This window comes from Sphingobacterium sp. JUb56, from assembly GCF_014191365.1.
GTDB classification, from domain to species: domain Bacteria; phylum Bacteroidota; class Bacteroidia; order Sphingobacteriales; family Sphingobacteriaceae; genus Sphingobacterium; species Sphingobacterium anhuiense.
In genome coordinates this window covers 3,167,414-3,184,469 of sequence record NZ_JACHWL010000001.1, presented here as the reverse complement: position 1 = coordinate 3,184,469, position 17,056 = coordinate 3,167,414, and the positions used below count along the sequence as shown (strand labels likewise).

Annotated in this window: 14 protein-coding genes; 11 read left to right on the top strand and 3 right to left on the bottom strand. The window is 35.6% G+C overall.

Annotated elements, in window-relative coordinates; genetic code table 11:
- The first annotated feature begins 64 nt into the window (after positions 1 to 64).
- From lepA to FHR29_RS13650, 3 genes are read left to right on the top strand one after another with little or no spacing between them, the layout of a single operon-like run.
- The gene (gene lepA / locus FHR29_RS13660; protein WP_183915326.1) at positions 65 to 1,855 is read left to right on the top strand and encodes a translation elongation factor 4; all 1,791 of its coding nucleotides are present in this window, start codon (positions 65 to 67) and stop codon (positions 1,853 to 1,855) included.
- Positions 1,856 to 1,883: 28 nt separating this feature from the next.
- Positions 1,884 to 2,771 carry a bifunctional 5,10-methylenetetrahydrofolate dehydrogenase/5,10-methenyltetrahydrofolate cyclohydrolase gene (locus tag FHR29_RS13655; protein ID WP_132773762.1) on the top strand — a complete coding sequence of 296 codons (888 nt, stop codon included), beginning with the start codon at positions 1,884 to 1,886 and terminating at the stop codon, positions 2,769 to 2,771.
- A 50-nt stretch (positions 2,772 to 2,821) separates the two neighbouring features.
- Positions 2,822 to 3,343, top strand: coding sequence for a hypothetical protein (locus tag FHR29_RS13650; protein WP_132843210.1), 522 nt, complete (start codon positions 2,822 to 2,824; stop codon positions 3,341 to 3,343).
- A gap of 69 nt (positions 3,344 to 3,412) precedes the next feature.
- On the opposite strand, the gene hisD is transcribed toward FHR29_RS13650, so the two are convergent.
- Positions 3,413 to 4,702, bottom strand: a complete 1,290-nt coding sequence (hisD, locus tag FHR29_RS13645) for a histidinol dehydrogenase (protein ID WP_183915324.1) — start codon at positions 4,700 to 4,702, stop codon at positions 3,413 to 3,415.
- 35 nt (positions 4,703 to 4,737) lie between these two features.
- The gene (gene hisG, locus FHR29_RS13640) at positions 4,738 to 5,589 is read right to left on the bottom strand and encodes an ATP phosphoribosyltransferase (RefSeq protein ID WP_132843213.1); all 852 of its coding nucleotides are present in this window, start codon (positions 5,587 to 5,589) and stop codon (positions 4,738 to 4,740) included.
- A 478-nt stretch (positions 5,590 to 6,067) separates the two neighbouring features.
- On the opposite strand from hisG, the gene FHR29_RS13635 reads away from it, so the two are divergent.
- The 3 genes from FHR29_RS13635 (at position 6,068) to FHR29_RS13625 (ending at position 9,883) form a co-directional block, all read left to right on the top strand.
- Positions 6,068 to 7,357 carry a Gfo/Idh/MocA family protein gene (locus FHR29_RS13635; RefSeq protein WP_183915322.1) on the top strand — a complete coding sequence of 430 codons (1,290 nt, stop codon included), beginning with the start codon at positions 6,068 to 6,070 and terminating at the stop codon, positions 7,355 to 7,357.
- Between the two features lie 2 nt (positions 7,358 to 7,359).
- On the top strand, positions 7,360 to 8,433 hold the full coding sequence (locus tag FHR29_RS13630) for a Gfo/Idh/MocA family protein (RefSeq protein WP_183915319.1): 1,074 nt from the start codon (positions 7,360 to 7,362) through the stop codon (positions 8,431 to 8,433).
- A 199-nt stretch (positions 8,434 to 8,632) separates the two neighbouring features.
- On the top strand, positions 8,633 to 9,883 hold the full coding sequence (locus FHR29_RS13625) for a hypothetical protein (RefSeq protein ID WP_132843216.1): 1,251 nt from the start codon (positions 8,633 to 8,635) through the stop codon (positions 9,881 to 9,883).
- Positions 9,884 to 9,960: 77 nt separating this feature from the next.
- On the opposite strand, the gene FHR29_RS13620 is transcribed toward FHR29_RS13625, so the two are convergent.
- Positions 9,961 to 10,584 (bottom strand): 7-carboxy-7-deazaguanine synthase QueE, encoded by a 624-nt coding sequence (locus FHR29_RS13620; RefSeq protein WP_021191521.1) that lies wholly within the window; start codon positions 10,582 to 10,584, stop codon positions 9,961 to 9,963.
- A gap of 449 nt (positions 10,585 to 11,033) precedes the next feature.
- On the opposite strand from FHR29_RS13620, the gene thrS reads away from it, so the two are divergent.
- The 5 genes from thrS to FHR29_RS13595 all read left to right on the top strand — a co-directional run bounded on the left by thrS (position 11,034) and on the right by FHR29_RS13595 (position 16,684).
- Complete coding sequence (gene thrS / locus FHR29_RS13615; RefSeq protein WP_132773759.1) at positions 11,034 to 12,959, top strand: threonine--tRNA ligase; 1,926 nt, start codon at positions 11,034 to 11,036, stop codon at positions 12,957 to 12,959.
- Positions 12,960 to 12,971: 12 nt separating this feature from the next.
- A complete protein-coding gene (infC, locus tag FHR29_RS13610) occupies positions 12,972 to 13,535 on the top strand; it encodes a translation initiation factor IF-3 (RefSeq protein ID WP_021191520.1) in 564 nt (187 codons plus the stop codon).
- Positions 13,536 to 13,575: 40 nt separating this feature from the next.
- A complete protein-coding gene (gene rpmI / locus FHR29_RS13605) occupies positions 13,576 to 13,776 on the top strand; it encodes a 50S ribosomal protein L35 (protein WP_021191519.1) in 201 nt (66 codons plus the stop codon).
- A 97-nt stretch (positions 13,777 to 13,873) separates the two neighbouring features.
- On the top strand, positions 13,874 to 14,218 hold the full coding sequence (gene rplT / locus FHR29_RS13600; RefSeq protein ID WP_021191518.1) for a 50S ribosomal protein L20: 345 nt from the start codon (positions 13,874 to 13,876) through the stop codon (positions 14,216 to 14,218).
- Positions 14,219 to 14,398: 180 nt separating this feature from the next.
- Positions 14,399 to 16,684, top strand: coding sequence for a lipopolysaccharide assembly protein LapB (locus FHR29_RS13595; RefSeq protein WP_183915317.1), 2,286 nt, complete (start codon positions 14,399 to 14,401; stop codon positions 16,682 to 16,684).
- Positions 16,685 to 17,056: the final 372 nt, after the last annotated feature.

Sequence of the window (17,056 nt, the reverse complement as noted above, 5' to 3'; positions counted from 1 at the left end):
TTAGCTTAAATGTCTGTCAAAAAAAGTATCTTTGCTTTTTAGAAACGATTTTTAAAAATCCTATATGAAGCAAATACGTAATTTCTGTATCATCGCACACATTGATCACGGTAAAAGTACATTAGCCGATCGATTATTGGAGTATACCAACACCATTACACAACGTGAAGCGCAGGCACAATTACTAGATAATATGGATTTGGAACGTGAACGTGGTATTACCATTAAGAGTCACGCCATCCAAATGAACTATATACAAGACGGAGTGGAGTATATCTTAAATTTAATTGATACTCCCGGACACGTCGATTTTTCTTACGAAGTATCACGTTCTATTGCTGCCTGTGAAGGAGCTTTGTTAATTGTAGATGCTTCTCAAGGTATACAAGCACAAACGATCTCCAATCTTTATTTAGCATTAGAGCATGATTTAGAGATTATTCCAATTTTGAATAAGATGGATCTTCCTGGTGCTATGCCAGAGGAAGTGAAAGACCAGATCATTGATTTAATTGGTGGTAACCGAGAAGATATTATTCCAGCATCTGGTAAAACAGGCCTTGGGATTCCTGATATTTTAAGAGCCATTGTAGCGCGGGTTCCAGCACCAATTGGGGATCCAAATGCGCCATTGCAAGCCTTAATCTTCGATTCAGTTTATAACTCTTTCCGTGGTATCATGGCTTATTTCAAAGTTGAAAATGGTGAGATCCGTAAAGGTGATAAAGTGAAATTTGTGGCTACAGGAAAAGAATATTCTGCGGATGAGATTGGAACTTTGAAATTAAATCAAGTTGCTAAAGATGTCGTTAGAACAGGTGATGTTGGATACATCATCTCCGGGATTAAGGAAGCACGTGAAGTAAAAGTTGGCGATACGATCACTCATAAGGAAAGACCTTGTGATGGTGCTATTCAAGGATTTGAAGAAGTAAAACCAATGGTTTTTGCCGGAATATATCCTGTTGATACAGAAGATTACGAAGAGTTACGTGAATCTATGCACCGTTTACAATTGAATGATGCATCTTTAGTGTTCGAACCAGAATCCTCAGCAGCGCTAGGTTTTGGATTCCGTTGTGGATTCTTAGGAATGCTTCACATGGAGATTATCCAAGAGCGTCTTGAGCGTGAGTTTGATATGACTGTTATCACAACTGTTCCTAACGTTTCTTACAAAGCGTATTTAACAAAAGATAAGGAAGAAGTTCAGGTTCATAACCCATCCGATTTACCAGATCCAAGTAAATTAGATGCTATTGAGGAACCTTATATTAAAGCAAATATCATTACTAAATCTGATTTCGTAGGACCGATTATGTCTTTATGTATCCAAAAACGTGGTGCAATCATTAATCAGTCATATTTAACTTCAGACCGTGTTGAATTGGTATTTGAGATGCCAATGGGGGAAATTGTATTTGATTTTTATGATAAGTTAAAAACGATTTCCAAGGGCTATGCTTCTTTTGATTATACACAGATAGGTTATCGTCAATCGGATTTGGTCCGTTTGGATATCCGTTTAAATGATGAACCTGTAGATGCATTGTCATCTCTAATTCACAGAAGTAATGCATATGACTTTGGTAAGAAAATTTGTGAAAAATTAAAAGAATTACTACCTCGCCAACAGTTTGAAATTCGTATCCAAGCATCTATTGGAATGAAAATTATTGCCCGTGAGACAATTTCTGCTTTACGTAAAGATGTAACAGCAAAATGTTATGGCGGTGATATTTCTCGTAAGCGTAAGCTTTTGGAAAAGCAGAAAAAAGGTAAAAAACGAATGCGTCAAGTAGGTAACGTTGAAATACCGCAATCGGCATTTATGGCGGTACTGAAATTAGATTAGAAACTTAAAAAATCCTATTCCTATAAAAATGAATTTATTAGACGGTAAACTCGTATCAGCTAAAATCAAAGAAGATATCAAAAAAGATACAGCTGATTTTACAGCGCAAGCTGGACGTAAACCTCATTTAGTGGCTATCCTAGTTGGAAACGACGGAGGTAGTGAAACTTATGTGGCGAGTAAAATGCGTAATTGTGAATTGGTAGGTTTTGAATCTACTAATATTCGTTACGATGTTGATGTGACTGAAGAACAATTGATCGCGAAAATTCAAGAAATAAATGCGGATGCAAATATTGACGGTTTGATCGTGCAGTTGCCACTTCCAAAGCATATCGATCCCGATAAAATAACTGAAGCAATAGATTACCGAAAAGATGTAGATGGTTTTCATCCCATCAATTTGGGCAGAATGCAACGAAATCTTCCTTGCTTTATCCCAGCAACACCTTATGGTATTATGTTGATGCTGGATCATTATAAAATTGAAACTGCAGGTAAACATGCTGTAGTGGTAGGTAGAAGTAATATCGTTGGTTCACCAATGAGTATTCTTTTAGCACGAAACTCTAATCCAGGTAACTGTACAGTTACCTTAACACATAGTCGTACAAAAGACCTTAAAACAGAAGTTTTACGTGCGGATATTATTGTTGCTGCAATTGGCAAGAAAAACTTTGTTACTGCAGATATGGTGAAGGATGGCGCAGTTGTAATTGATGTAGGTATTAATAGAGAAGACTCAACAGAAACAAAATCTGGCTTTAAATTATATGGAGATGTAGATTTTGAGCAAGTCGCTCCTAAAGCTTCATGGATAACTCCTGTACCTGGAGGAGTGGGCTTGATGACGATTGTAGGATTACTTAAGAATACACTAGAAGCGGCAAAAGGCACAATTTATCCTAAAGCATAATTGGCATAAATATTGTTTAGTTAAATCTGTTAACCAAAAAAATATACGAAATGAAAAAAGTTGCATTTTTAGCATTATTCGCAGGAGTTTCATTAACTTTTGCGGCTTGTAATAACACGCCAAAAGAAGATAAAAATAGTGATGGAGAAGTCACAGTCGGAGAAAAGTTAGATAATTCTCTTGATAGTTTAGATAAACATGCAGACGTTGCTGCAGCTGATGCGAAAGCTAAATATGAGCAAGCTCAAAAAGATCTAGATGCTGCAATAGCAAAAGGAGATAAGAAAGCTGAAGAAGCTGCACGTAAAACGGTAGATGAGACAAAAACTGCTTGGGAAAAAATTACTTCAGGTACTGCTAAAGTAGCGGGAGATGTTGAAGAAGGTGTTAAGGATGCCGCTCATGCAACTGGTCATGCTATCGATAAAGCCGCCGAAGCGACTGCTAAAGCTGGAAAATCTGCAGTTGAAGGCACTAAAGATGCTGCCAAAGCTGTAGGTGAAGGAACCAAAGATGCAGCTAAAGCTGTAGGTGACAAAGCCAAAAAAGTTGGTGAAGCATTGAAAAATTAAATCGAAATAAGATTTTAATAAAAAAGCCTTTCAGAAATTCTGAAAGGCTTTTCTTTTGATTTGAAATTTTTAATTTTCCTTTCGAATGGTAACAGCATTCTTATGTGCATGAAGTCCCTCTAATTCTGCTAAGATCTCCACAGTAGAACCAATATTAAGTAGTCCTTCCGGACTTATATGTTGGAAAGTAATCTTTTTTACAAATGAATCTACAGATACACCTGAATAGGATCTTGCATATCCTGATGTGGGTAAAGTATGGTTTGTTCCAGAAGCATAATCTCCCGCACTTTCAGGCGTTAAGTGTCCTAAAAAGACAGAACCTGCATTTAAAATAAGACGAACAAGACGTTCCCATTGATCGGTTTCTAGGATCAGATGTTCTGGTGCATAATAATTACTAAACGCCAGTGCCTCATTTAAATCAGTTGCTAACACCGCATAGGAGTTCTCGATTGCTTTGCTTGCTAATTCAAAACGGGGTAAAATAGCAAGTTGCTTTTCTAATTCAAGATTTACAGCTTCAATAATATCTTTGGAAGTTGCTACCAGTACAGCCTGACTGTCCGCACCATGTTCAGCTTGAGCTAATAGATCTGCAGCTACATAAGCAGGTGTGGCAGTTTCATCAGCAATTACTAAAACTTCAGATGGACCAGCAGGCATGTCGATACTTACATTGGCCATACCTTGAACAATGCTTTTTGCTTTTGTCACAAATTGATTGCCAGGTCCAAATATTTTATCAACTTTAGGGATCGTTTCCGATCCAAAAGCCATTGCCGCTATAGCTTGAGCACCACCGACAAGGTAAATGCGTTCGATTTTTAATAATTTGAGACAATAGGCTACGAAACCGTTTATTTTTCCACTTTTTTGGGGAGGAGAACAAACAATGATTTCTTTACATCCCGCAATTCGTGCTGGTACACCTAACATTAATAGTGTACTTGGTAGAACAGCGGAGCCTCCCGGTATATAAAGACCCACTTTTTCAATAGGGCGGATCTCCCGCCAGCATTTTACACCTATCATGGTCTCTACAACTCGCTCACGCTTTACTTGTGAAGAGTGGAATTTATGAATATTCTGGAACGCAATTTCTAAAGCCCTTTGTTGTTCGCGATTAATCGTTGATGCCAGTGCATCAATATCGTTAGCATCAAGGTAAAGTTTTTCTAATTCAACTTTGTCAAATTGTTGTGCATAGCTAATCAAAGCTTTATCACCATTTTGACGAACTTCTTGTATAATATCTAAGACAGTATCTTGGATAGCATGCGAAGGATCAGTATTACGCGTTGTTAATTCCTGCAATTCAATGGGATTTAACTGAGCATATTCAAAAGTTTTAAGCATGATGAATTTTATTTTAAGCGCAGTGCGCTTATTAACTACATAATAATTTTTTCGATCGGCATGACCACAATTCCTTGGGCACCTGCAGACTTTAGCTTGTTGATCTTACCCCAGAAATCATCTTCTGAAATAACGGTATGAACGGCAACCCAACCTTCTTCTGCTAAAGGAACAACAGTCGGTGATTTTACACCATGTAAAAGACCTGTTATAGTAGGTAAATTAACTTTCTCAACATTCAGAACAACGTACTTAGTTTCTTTTGCCATTAACACCGACTGGATTCGCTGTAAAAGTTCTGCTAAGATTTCGTTATTCTCCAATCCTGGACGACCGATAAGAATTGCTTCAGATTTACGGACATCGGCAAACTGTTTTAATCCATTATTTTTAAGGGTTCCGCCCGTAGAGACAATATCACATATAGCGTCGCTCAAACCTAAGCCAGGGGCAATTTCAACAGATCCGGATATCATCTGAATATCTGCCTCGATGCGGTATTCATCTAAAAATTTCTTTAAAATAACAGGATAAGAAGTTGCAATAGATTTTCCATTAAGATCTCTTAAATCTTTAATATCACTATCTTTTTGAACCGCTAGTTTTAAAGTACATTTTCCAAAACCGAGACGTTGTAGATAATTAACTTCAGATTCAGTTTCATCAATGACATTTTCACCAACTATTCCGAGATCAGCAATTCCTTGCTCTACATATCCTGGAATATCATCATCACGAAGGAAAAGAATTTCAAGAGGGAAATTGGAAACGGTTGTTATTAAAGAACTTTTATAATTTTCGAAGTCGAGACCACAGTTTTTAAGTAATTGAACTGATTTTTCGTTTAATCTACCCGATTTTTGGATAGCAATTTTAAGATTTTTCAAAGCTTTATAATGTTAGCTGTAAATTATTAATAAATAGAAATCAAACACAAGGGAAAAAATGCTTCACGTAGAAACACACTTATTACATATCGCCGCAATGGCGATGATGCATATGAAAGTGATGTCCGTGAGCAAAAATCATGTTTGTATTAATAATGTGTCAAAAATAGTATTTTGTTAATAGAAATCAAATTTAAATAGCTATTAATTGATAAAAATAAAATAGAGATAGCGTAAATATGACATTTCTGCATTGAAATTAAACATATTTTACCTTACTAAAATATTTAATAAGCGATAGAAATTACGTTAAAGTATGCTTCAAGCTTCTTTTTGCGTGATGTTGTTATGATGCACAACATTATTACATTTGGAAGCTATTTATACTTTTTTAGTATAAAATTTAATATTAATTTTAAATTCTCGATGTCTGTAAGAAGAATAGGGACTTGTACAATCGAAAATAATAAGCTAAAATATGAATTTAGAAAATCTAAATCGCCGTTCTTTTCTAAAGAAAACAAATACCGTAGTTCTGGGGACTGCTCTGGCTGCATCAAGCCTTAATTTGTATGCAAACAGTGCTCCAAAGAAAATTAAGATCGGACTTGTAGGCTGTGGCGGTAGGGGGACAGGGGCCGCTTCTCAAGCATTGCGCGCAGATCCAAATGTCGTCATTACCGCTGTTGCAGATATCTTCCAAGATCAAGTAGACCTATGTTTAGATTCATTAAGACAGATATCAAATGATCAAGTAAAGGTCGATAGCAAAAACATCTTTTTAGGATTTTTAGGATTTCAAAAATTGATGAATACCGATGTGGATGTGGTTTTACTTTGTTCTCCACCAAACTTTAGACCAGATCATTTGGAAGAGGCCGTCAAAAAAGGAAAACACATCTTTTGCGAAAAACCTGTTGCAGTAGATATTCCAAACTTGAAAAGAGTTTTTGAAAGCGTAAAGATTGCTAAAGAAAAGAATCTCTGTTTGGTAAGTGGTTTCTGTTTTCGGTATGCAACACCAAACCGTGAAATCTTTCAAAGGATAAAACAAGGTGATATTGGTGATATACAATCTGTTTCTACTTTTAGATTTGGAGGAGAGTTAAGTCATAAGGAAAGACAGTCCGGTTGGTCAGATTTAGAGTATCAGTTGCGTAATTGGTTCTATTTCCAAAGATATTCTGGCGATCTTATTGTCGAGCAAGCTATACATAGTGTTGATATGATGTCTTGGGCATTAGGAGATATTGTTCCTAAGACTATTATTGCAACTGGAGGAAGACAGTCCCGAGAGTTGGATAAATTCGGCAACGTTTATGATCATATGTCTATTGAATTTGATTATGGCAATGGATTAAAGGCCTTTCATTCTTGTCGTCAACAAAATGGAACTGATTCCCGAAATTCAGTGGACGTCATAGGAAAGAACGGTCGTGCAAACTTAAATATTCCTTCAAACTTCGAGATTTATGGTGACAAAGCGTGGAAGTTTACTGGACGGAACAATAATATGTATCAAACCCAGCATGATGAACTTTTCGCAGCCATCCGTGATAAAAAAGTGATTAACGATGGACCACACCTTGCGAATAGTACCCTACTTGCAATTTGGTCTCGAACGGCCGCTTATACGGGGAAAGCGATTACGTATGATCAGATTATGCAATCGACAGAAGTTTTAGGCCCTACTTCATTAGAATATGATTGGAAAATGCAAGCTGATAATCGCGGGATTCCTCAGCCGGGAAAAACACCATTTGTTTAGGTATGGACGTTGGAATTAAGATATTAGTAGTCGGGTGTGGTAATATGGGAGCATCTCATGCCCGCGCCTATCATGACTTACCGGGTTTTGAAATTGTTGGGCTGGTATCCAGGGGAGAAAGTAAAAGTAGATTGAATAAATCGCTTCAGGCAGCTTATCCTGAATTTGATGATTTTGAAGAGGCGTTACTGCAAACAAAACCAAATGCAGTCTGTATTTCAACCTATCCCGATACGCATGAAAATTATGCAATCAGATCTTTTGAGGCAGGAGCACATGTTTTTCTTGAAAAACCTTTAGCGGATACAGTACTAGGCGCTCAAAATGTTATCGATGCAGCAATAAAGTATAATAAAAAATTGGTGGTAGGATATATTTTACGATATCACCCTTCATGGAAAAAGTTTATCGCAATTAGCCGTAAGATGGGAACACCTTTGATCATGCGTATGAATCTCAATCAGCAGAGTCATGGTTATATGTGGGATGTACACCGCAATTTAATGAATAGTTTAAGTCCAATAGTAGATTGTGGTGTTCATTATATTGATGTGATGTGTCAAATGACAGACGCTAAGCCTGTTCGAGTTTCCGCTATCGGAGCTCGATTGACAAATGATATACCCGAAACGAATTATAATTATGGACAGCTTCAGTTACATTTTGATGATGGTTCTGTAGGATGGTATGAAGCAGGATGGGGACCTATGGTCAGTCAAACTGCTTTTTTTGTTAAAGATGTGTTTGGCCCTAAAGGGGCGGTATCTATTGTGCCAAATCATGCTGTCAGAGAAGGAGTGTCTGATTCGGTGGAAGCACATACCAAAACAGAATCAATTCGTGTACATCATGCTGATATTGATGTAAATAATGAATTTTTAAAAGCGGATGAATGGATTCATTTAGAAGACGAACCTACACATCAAGATCTTTGTAACAGAGAACAGTTGTTTTTTCAAAAAGCAATTGTAGAGGATTTGGATTTAAAGAAGCAATCGGAAGATGCTTTGAATAGTTTACGTATTGCTTTTGCATGTGACCAAGCTGTGAAAACCAAAAGTATAATAACGTTGTAAAGAACTTTTAATAGAGAAATAATGGTTTTAGGTATGTTATTTTGTAATAAGGCAATTAGCAGAACAGCATATGTAAACCATGGTTCACTATTTTATTTAAAACAATAAAATGTGGAGAAATAAAGTAAATTAATTTTAATTGTGAAAGATAGATCGTTTTGGTCTATCTTTTGTTGTTTAGGAGCTATATTTGTAATGTATGAAAAAATTGGTTCATGTTGTATTTCTTACTATACTGTTATCCCATTCTGCTACAGCTCAGGATAACCTATGGCAGATGAAATTGAGTTTTAAAGGACAGATCGCTGTGGAAGAATTAGAAAAGTCTGTGCCTGAATTTGCGTTAGATTTCTATGAGCCATTTTTAAAAGGAGGAACCACTGCTCAAGAGGTTACGATTTTTACCTCACCTACGAAGATTAAATCAGTTGATAATCTAGGGCACGTTCTGATTGCAGATCGAACTAAAAAACAGGAATATTCATTTACAAAAGGTGATGATCTACTTTCACAGGATGTGCTGTCTTCAGATTATCCCTTATTGAAGAATCCGACTGATCCAAAAGATGCTTATCTTATCTTGGAAAACGGGTCCGAAAAAGAAACCATCAACGGTGTTTCCTGTATAAAAGCATTGTTGAAAGTTGTGGACCCTTATTTAGGTGAAGTTGCAATGACAATTTGGTATGCTCCGGATCTACCGAGTTATTATCTAAGTAGTTTGCCTTTTTTGATTAATGTACCAGGAGCAGTTCTGAAATTAAATGATCAGGTGCATAATTCTTTAGGTTTTGAAGTCTCAGCTTTGTCTAAGCTAAGTGACTTAAAGGAATTTGAATTACCTCATGAGGTTAAAATTGTTAAGCTTTCAGAAAATGAAGGTAGTAACTTGGATGATGCAAGTGTTTTTCAAGATGCATTTGAACTTAAAGCACCTTTAAAATGGTTTTCACAGCAGAATGCCGCATATGGTGATGAACATTTGTTTGGGGTTAAAAAAGCGGATGGAACAATTGTGGAGCCTGCAAATTTTTATTCAATCGATGTATTGAATAAACAAAGAGCAATAGTTTCTGATAGTAGTAGTTTGTTTTGGATTATTGATGATGAAGCAAAAAAGATAAATCATGTAGGTTTTGAAGTGCTTTATGCTGTTAATGATGAGAACATGGTGTATGCAATAGAAGATCGATATGGTATCATCAATGCTTCAGGAGTGTCAATTATTGGAGGTTTAAGCAATATCAGCAACTTTGTAGGATCATATTTGCTATTTTCTGAAAACAATAAGCAAGGTTTATTGGATTTTAATGGGAAGATTGTTCTGAAACCTACTTTAGATTTTATTGATACTGATGAGCAAGGTAATATTCTGGTTAAGGATTTGAAGATTAGTTCCGAAGTACAACAATATTCACTACCAGATTTTCAGGAGAAGTACTTGAAATAGAGTCGAAAAAATATTCATTCAAAAATAAAGGCGATCATTGATCGCCTTTATGCTTTATTATTAATCCCAAATTTAGATTAAGGGATGTTCAAATATTTATGTGTTTGAAGTGAAATATTCCATTTAGGATTATCTTTGACATGATCAATGATCAGTGGGGTCATTTCAGGATATTTGGACCATTCAGGTTGCAAATATAATTTACAGTCGTTGTTTACTAATTTAGAATGTTCTTCAGCCCATTCAAAATCACTTTTATTAAAAACAATGACTTTTAATTCACCGGCAGCTTCTAAAACATCTTTTCTTGGAGCTTTAAATTTCTTTGGAGAAAGACAGATCCAATCCCATTCGCCACTTAGTGGATAGGCACCAGATGTCTCTATAAAAGTTTGAATTCCAGCTGCGTGAAGACCTCTTGTTAAGTAATCCAAATTGTAGATTAAAGGTTCTCCTCCAGTGATGACAACTGTCTTTGCAGGATATTTTTTTGCATTTTCAATAATCTGATCAGCAGAAGTAAGCGGGTGTAAAGTGGCATCCCAGCTTTCTTTAACATCACACCAGTGACACCCCACATCACATCCTCCCAATCGAATAAAATATGCAGCTTTTCCTGTGTGAAATCCCTCTCCCTGAATTGTATAGAACTCTTCCATCAACGGAAGTAAAGTGCCGTCTTCTGGAACTTGATGTGACATAGTAATGAATTTAAGATTGCAAAAATAATAAAAAAGATTGTGATATCGGGATTGTTTTCAATTCATTACTTTTAGATTAGATAGTCAAATCACTTGACGATCTTATTTGTCGCAGACAGGATTCTATATATCTCCATGTTTATCATTAGCGAATATTTCATCATGAGCTGTTAGTTCAGCTTTTCTATGATGAATATTCCTATGTTATGTTTGCATTATGATGTGCTATCTTCCAATTGAAGGGTAGAACTAAAATGTGTCGATCAATGATGGGAGTGCAATAAAGACTTAAAAGTACAATTATGGATTATTTTCAGTATATTTGATGGATAATAGGTCTAGGAATAGATTTAATTTATTAAGCCTTATTGATAATTAACAATTTAGTATGTTGTGTATCTGTAAGGTGTTGTTTTATAAATAATTACTAAAAATAATCATATTTGTTGATGATTAAAATTACATTACCTGATGGTTCCGTTCGTGAGTACGAAAAAGGAACATCAGCTGCTCAAGTAGCATTGTCAATCTCGGAAGGTTTAGCTAGAAATGTGTTAGCCGCCGAAGTGAATGGAGAGATTTGGGACTCATCTCGTCCTATTGAAGAAGATTCTGCAGTAAAGTTGTTGACCTGGAATGATACAAATGGTAAATCTACCTTTTGGCATTCTTCTGCGCATCTATTAGCAGAGGCATTAGAAGATCTTTACCCAGGTATCAAGTTTGGTATAGGTCCCGCGATTGAGACGGGTTTCTATTATGACGTTGATTTTGGAGATCGTGAATTCTCATCTGATGATTTTAAGCAAATTGAAGATAAGATGCTAGAACTAGCAAAACGTAAAGAAATTTTCGAACGTAAAGCTGTTTCTAAAGCTGATGCTATTGCATATTTTACTGAAAAAGGAGACGAATATAAATTAGATCTGATTAAAGATCTGGAAGATGGAAAGATTACATTCTATACACAGGGAGAATTTACCGATCTATGTCGTGGACCACATATTCCTAATACGGGATTTATCAAAGCGATCAAATTAACAAATGTTGCCGGTGCATACTGGAGAGGTGATGAGTCTCGTAAACAATTGACTCGTATTTATGGGGTAACGTTTCCAAAAGCTTCCGAATTAACAGAATATTTGAAGTTCATTGAAGAAGCAAAAAAGCGTGATCATCGTAAATTAGGTAAGGAATTAGAGTTGTTTGCTTTTTCAGAGAAAGTAGGAGCAGGATTACCATTGTGGTTGCCGAAAGGAGCAGCTTTGCGTCAAAAATTACAAGATTTTTTACAAAGAGCTCAGTTAAAATCAGGTTATGAACCCGTGATGACACCTCATATTGGTAATAAACAATTGTACGTAACTTCTGGGCATTATGATAAATATGGCGAAGATTCATTCCAGCCGATAAGAACTCCAGTTGAAGACGAAGAGTTTTTCTTGAAGCCGATGAACTGTCCACATCACTGTGAGATTTATAAAACAAAGCCACGCTCTTATAAAGATCTTCCTGTACGTTTTGCAGAATTTGGTACGGTTTACCGCTACGAACAATCTGGAGAATTACATGGTTTGACACGTGTAAGAGGGTTTACACAAGATGATGCACATTTATTCTGTCGCCCAGATCAGGTGAAGGAAGAATTTAAAAAAGTGATTGACTTGGTATTGTATGTTTTCAAAGCATTAGGTTTTGAAGAGTATACTGCACAGATTTCATTAAGAGATCCAGAAAATCGTACCAAATATATTGGTACCGATGAAAATTGGGCTCTTGCAGAAAGTGCAATTATCGAGGCCGCTGCAGAAAAAGAATTATCCACTGTCGTGGAATATGGCGAGGCAGCTTTCTATGGACCTAAACTGGATTTTATGGTGAAGGATGCTTTGGGACGTAGATGGCAGCTAGGTACTATTCAAGTGGATTATAATTTACCTGAGCGCTTCGAACTGGAGTATACAGGTTCTGATAATGCAAAGCATAGACCAGTGATGATTCATAGAGCACCATTTGGTTCTATGGAGCGTTTTATTGCTGTATTGATCGAACATTGTGCTGGAGAATTTCCATTATGGCTTGCCCCAGAACAATTTATCGTCTTGCCAGTGTCAGAAAAATATGAAGAATATGCGAAAAACCTTTTAGAATCGCTAAATAATTCCGATATTCGCGGACTGATAGACTTGCGTGATGAAAAAGTGGGTCGCAAAATCAGAGATGCAGAGGTGAAAAAACTGCCTTATATGTTGATTGTAGGGGAGAAAGAGGCTGAGAGTGGCACGATTTCTGTGCGTAAACATGGTTCAGTAGACATGGGATCCATGACTGCTGACGAATTTAGAGAAGTATTAATTAAAGAAATAACCGTTTAAATATTTAAACATTTGGCATTAAAAAGACCAGGTGGTCCTAGACCACCAATGAGGAAGAAAGAACCAGATCACCGCATTAATGAACTAATCCGTGTGCCTGAGGTACGTTTGGTAGGTGACAATGTGGAAACAGGAGTATATCCTACACGTAAAGCTTTAGAGCTTGCAGATGAATTGGAACTTGATTTAGTTGAGATTTCGCCAAATGCTGTTCCGCCGGTTTGTAAAATTATCGACTACAGTAAATTTGTTTACGAGCAAAAGAAGAAACAAAAAGAAATCAAAGCTAATGCAAAACAAACTGTTATTAAGGAAATCCGTTTCGGACCTAATACCAGTGAACATGATTTTGACTTCAAATTGAAACATGCGATCAAATTTCTTGAAAGCGGTGAAAAAGTTCGTGCTTACGTACACTTTAAAGGCCGTGCAATTGTACACAAAGAACAAGGGGAGATCCTGTTATTGCGTTTTGCACAAGCGTTAGAAGAAGTAGGTAAAGTTGAATTATTACCGAAATTAGAAGGAAAACGTATGTTTTTAACTTTGGCGCCTAAATTGGTAGCTAAAAAATAATAAAAAAATTCTAACAGATTGATATAAAATTTAAAGTATTATGCCAAAAGTAAAAACCAATTCCAGCGCTAAAAAACGTTTTAAGCTTACTGGAACAGGTAAAATCGCAAGAAAAAACGCTTTCAAAAGCCACATCTTGACAAAAAAGAGCACAAAACGTAAACGTAACTTAACAACAACAAGTTATGTATCTGATGGCGATATGGGCAACGTTAAACGTATGCTTGCTATCGGTAAATAAGTTTTATTCGATTTAATTAATAATAATTTTTTAACCGGGTACAGGGTTGTAAGATCATTGAGAAACATGACGCCTTTTACCAAATAATTTTAAAAATATGCCACGTTCGGTTAACGCAGTTGCTTCGAGAAGAAGACGTAAAAAAATCCTTAAATTAGCGAAAGGCTATTATGGATCACGTAGCAAAGTTTATACTATTGCTAAAAATACAGTAGAAAAAGGTTTACAGTACGCTTACCGCGACCGTAAAACAAAAAAACGCGAGTTTAGAGCTTTATGGATTCAACGTATTAACGCTGGAGCCCGTCAACAAGGATTATCTTATTCAGTGTTGATTGGTAAATTAAACGCTAAAAATATTGGTTTAAACCGTAAGGTTTTAGCTGATTTAGCTTTAAACAACCCAGATGCTTTCAAAGCAGTTATTGACGCAGTAAAATAGAGTTTTAACCCTGAGTCAATTTGTTAGATATTGGAAAGGAACCCATCAGGGTTCCTTTTTTGTTGTTACAGACTTTCGATTATTTATCGTTTTAATAATGAGCTCTTTTAAGCTTTATTTTTTTTAACTTTTTTGAAGTTTGGAATATATTTTTATTTTTATATAAAAGAGCCGTAGTTTATGAAGTTTCAAGATTTAGTTAATTTGTATGAGGAAGGAAGATATGAGGATTGTTTGTCCGAATTAGAAGTTTTTCTGGTACTGAATCCTCAAGATATCCCCACTCTAATTTTAAAAGCTACTGTACTTAAAGAACTTGATTTTCAAAATTCAGAAGAAGATAGTAAGGAATTATTATTAGAAGATTTTCAGGAAGTTATTACAATTTATAAATCTATTCTTGAAATAGAGCCCAATAATGAGGCCGCTCTTTTTGGTTTGTTGGAAACAACCCGATTCTTTTATAAAGATTTAGATTACGATGAGTATGCATCGTATATAGATAGGTTGAGTATTCATGAAGATGAACTGGAGAACGTATGCCGTTTTAAAGCTGATTTAAATTATTTGCATGAAAAGTTTAATGAATCTATAGGTAATATCAATGAATTATTATCTATTTATGAAGTGCTATACGCTCATGATCGTATTAGTAAATGTGCTTTGCTAACAGAGAGTTTACTCTTTAAAGCAATGATACTCCGTGAAAATTTAGATCAACATCAACAAGCCTTAGCTGAATTTAAAAAATACAAACATGATATTCTTTCCAATAATGTATTGCTTTACCTAGATATAGGACAGCTTGCAATGGAGTATCATGATTATGACATGATCGGTTGGGCCGGTACTAAGGCTGTGTTATATGGAAATGAAGATCCTGAACTTGACGCAGAGATATTTAAGTTTTATGAACAGGTAATAGATCTATTAAATAGTGGCTTAGAAAACAAGCAATGTATTTACTTTGCAATTATGGTCCAACGTAATTTTCGTGAAGAACTGGGATTGGACTTATCCGATCCTCTCATCGAAGCAAAACGTTATATAGATCTTAATCCAGATTGGTTTGTACCCTATCACTTTGCGGGAACTTATATTCTTGAAGGTGGTAACTACGAAGAAGCTTTACCTTATCTGGTAAAAGCTGTCGAATTAGGTGGTTTTTCAGTTACTATATACCGTTATATACTCACTTATTACGAAGTTCATAAACAATTGCCCGTCGTATTAAATTGGCCGGAAGATGGACCTATTGACTATTTTAATTCTGGTTGCGAATTTTCGGAATTCGAAAATTCAATTGGCTCACCAATACTCGATATGGCCTTATTGAATTATCGCTTACAGTTTTTTGAAAGAGCATACCTCGCATTTAAAGCTTATTTCCACGAAAATAAATTTGAAGCGAATTACTTCATTAACCATCAGCTCATGTCCATGTGCTGTAATAATTATGCATTAGCGCTGAGCAGTAAACGAAAATACGATGAAGTGATTGAGATCTGTAAAGAAGGACTGACATATAGTAGATTCTGGGAGCTGTATAATACCATGGCAGATGCCTATTTTGAAAAAAATGAATTTGAAGATGCACTAATCAATTATCACGAATTATTGGATGATAGTTTTAAAGAATTTGATTTACCAAACTACCTTCGAATTTCAGCTTATGTAACGAAATGCGAATTTAAGCTCGGGTATATTAAGGAAGCTGAAGAGCGTTTAAAAACAATTTCTCGGGAATATGATGAATTGATTCAATCTTCAGAATATGCTGAATACGATGAGGAAGATTTATTTGTTACACGTCAGGCCTATATGGAAATTCAAAATGCTCGTTTTGATTTAATCAATCATCGTGGAGATTCTGAAACGTTAAAAGATTGGCAGAAAGAGCTGGAAAGCAAACCTGATGATGCTTCAAATTGGTACATGTTAATGCAAAATTATTTCCAATTGGAACAATATGAACAATGTATTGCTTGTGCTAATAACTATGAAGCGACAAAACCCATACAGGAGATGGCATTAATAGATTATCGCAAGTTACATTACCTCAGAGGGAAGTCGTACTTTTTAACTGCAAACTATACAGCAGCATTGCAGGATTTATTGGTGGCGTATAGCTCTACAAAAGCAACTTTGGAAGAAGAGGAATCACATGGTGATTTTCATTTAATACTGCTTCATTTAATCCGTACTTATTTTCATTTAAATGACTGGAACAATGTCATTCGAATTGCTCAAGAGTCTGACGAAATGTATAAAAGTCAGAATTGGGAAGAAGATGATGATTGGTGCGAAATGTTCTTGATGTCTGCCGAAGCATCATTTCAATTGAATGATACAGAAAACGGTAAACAAAAAATACAAAATATTCTAAAGTTTTTTCCGAGGCATGAAAAGGCATTAGAGAAAAAGAAAGAATGGAGCTCCGGTTGGTTTAGCTGGTTGAAAAAATAAAGATTTTATATCCTGAATGTTTAATTTGATCATTGCTAATGTATGGTATGGATCAGCCAAAATGCACCTGTTTAATTAGCATCGTTTATAGGTATAATATGAAAGGACTGATTATTTATATTGGTCCTTTTTGTTTTATGAATGTATAAGATAAAAAAAACACGCTTTAAGCGTGCGACAAATTGTTTATAAATGTAGGTTAATCTTCACCCGATAATAAATCATCTCCATCAAATGTAAATTCGATTACATCCGTGTAGCTTTCTAATGTTTGTACTTCAAAATCTTTAATCATCTTTCTGTTTTTTATTTATTATAAAGATAAGTATCGTTTTTAATCTCTGCGTAAAATGTATGTGAAGTTTTTGTTAA

Bases quoted from the DNA above. Each gene is read 5' to 3' on its own strand.
- FHR29_RS13630 (WP_183915319.1), top strand. From the start codon at position 7,360: ATGGACGTTGGAATTAAGATATTAGTAGTCGGGTGTGGTAATATGGGA.
- FHR29_RS13595 (WP_183915317.1), top strand. From the start codon at position 14,399: ATGAAGTTTCAAGATTTAGTTAATTTGTATGAGGAAGGAAGATATGAG.
- FHR29_RS13635 (WP_183915322.1), top strand. From the start codon at position 6,068: ATGAATTTAGAAAATCTAAATCGCCGTTCTTTTCTAAAGAAAACAAAT.
- hisD (WP_183915324.1), bottom strand. From the start codon at position 4,702: ATGCTTAAAACTTTTGAATATGCTCAGTTAAATCCCATTGAATTGCAG.
- FHR29_RS13620 (WP_021191521.1), bottom strand. From the start codon at position 10,584: ATGTCACATCAAGTTCCAGAAGACGGCACTTTACTTCCGTTGATGGAA.
- rplT (WP_021191518.1), top strand. From the start codon at position 13,874: ATGCCACGTTCGGTTAACGCAGTTGCTTCGAGAAGAAGACGTAAAAAA.
- FHR29_RS13625 (WP_132843216.1), top strand. From the start codon at position 8,633: ATGAAAAAATTGGTTCATGTTGTATTTCTTACTATACTGTTATCCCAT.
- FHR29_RS13650 (WP_132843210.1), top strand. From the start codon at position 2,822: ATGAAAAAAGTTGCATTTTTAGCATTATTCGCAGGAGTTTCATTAACT.
- rpmI (WP_021191519.1), top strand. From the start codon at position 13,576: ATGCCAAAAGTAAAAACCAATTCCAGCGCTAAAAAACGTTTTAAGCTT.
- FHR29_RS13655 (WP_132773762.1), top strand. From the start codon at position 1,884: ATGAATTTATTAGACGGTAAACTCGTATCAGCTAAAATCAAAGAAGAT.
- thrS (WP_132773759.1), top strand. From the start codon at position 11,034: ATGATTAAAATTACATTACCTGATGGTTCCGTTCGTGAGTACGAAAAA.
- lepA (WP_183915326.1), top strand. From the start codon at position 65: ATGAAGCAAATACGTAATTTCTGTATCATCGCACACATTGATCACGGT.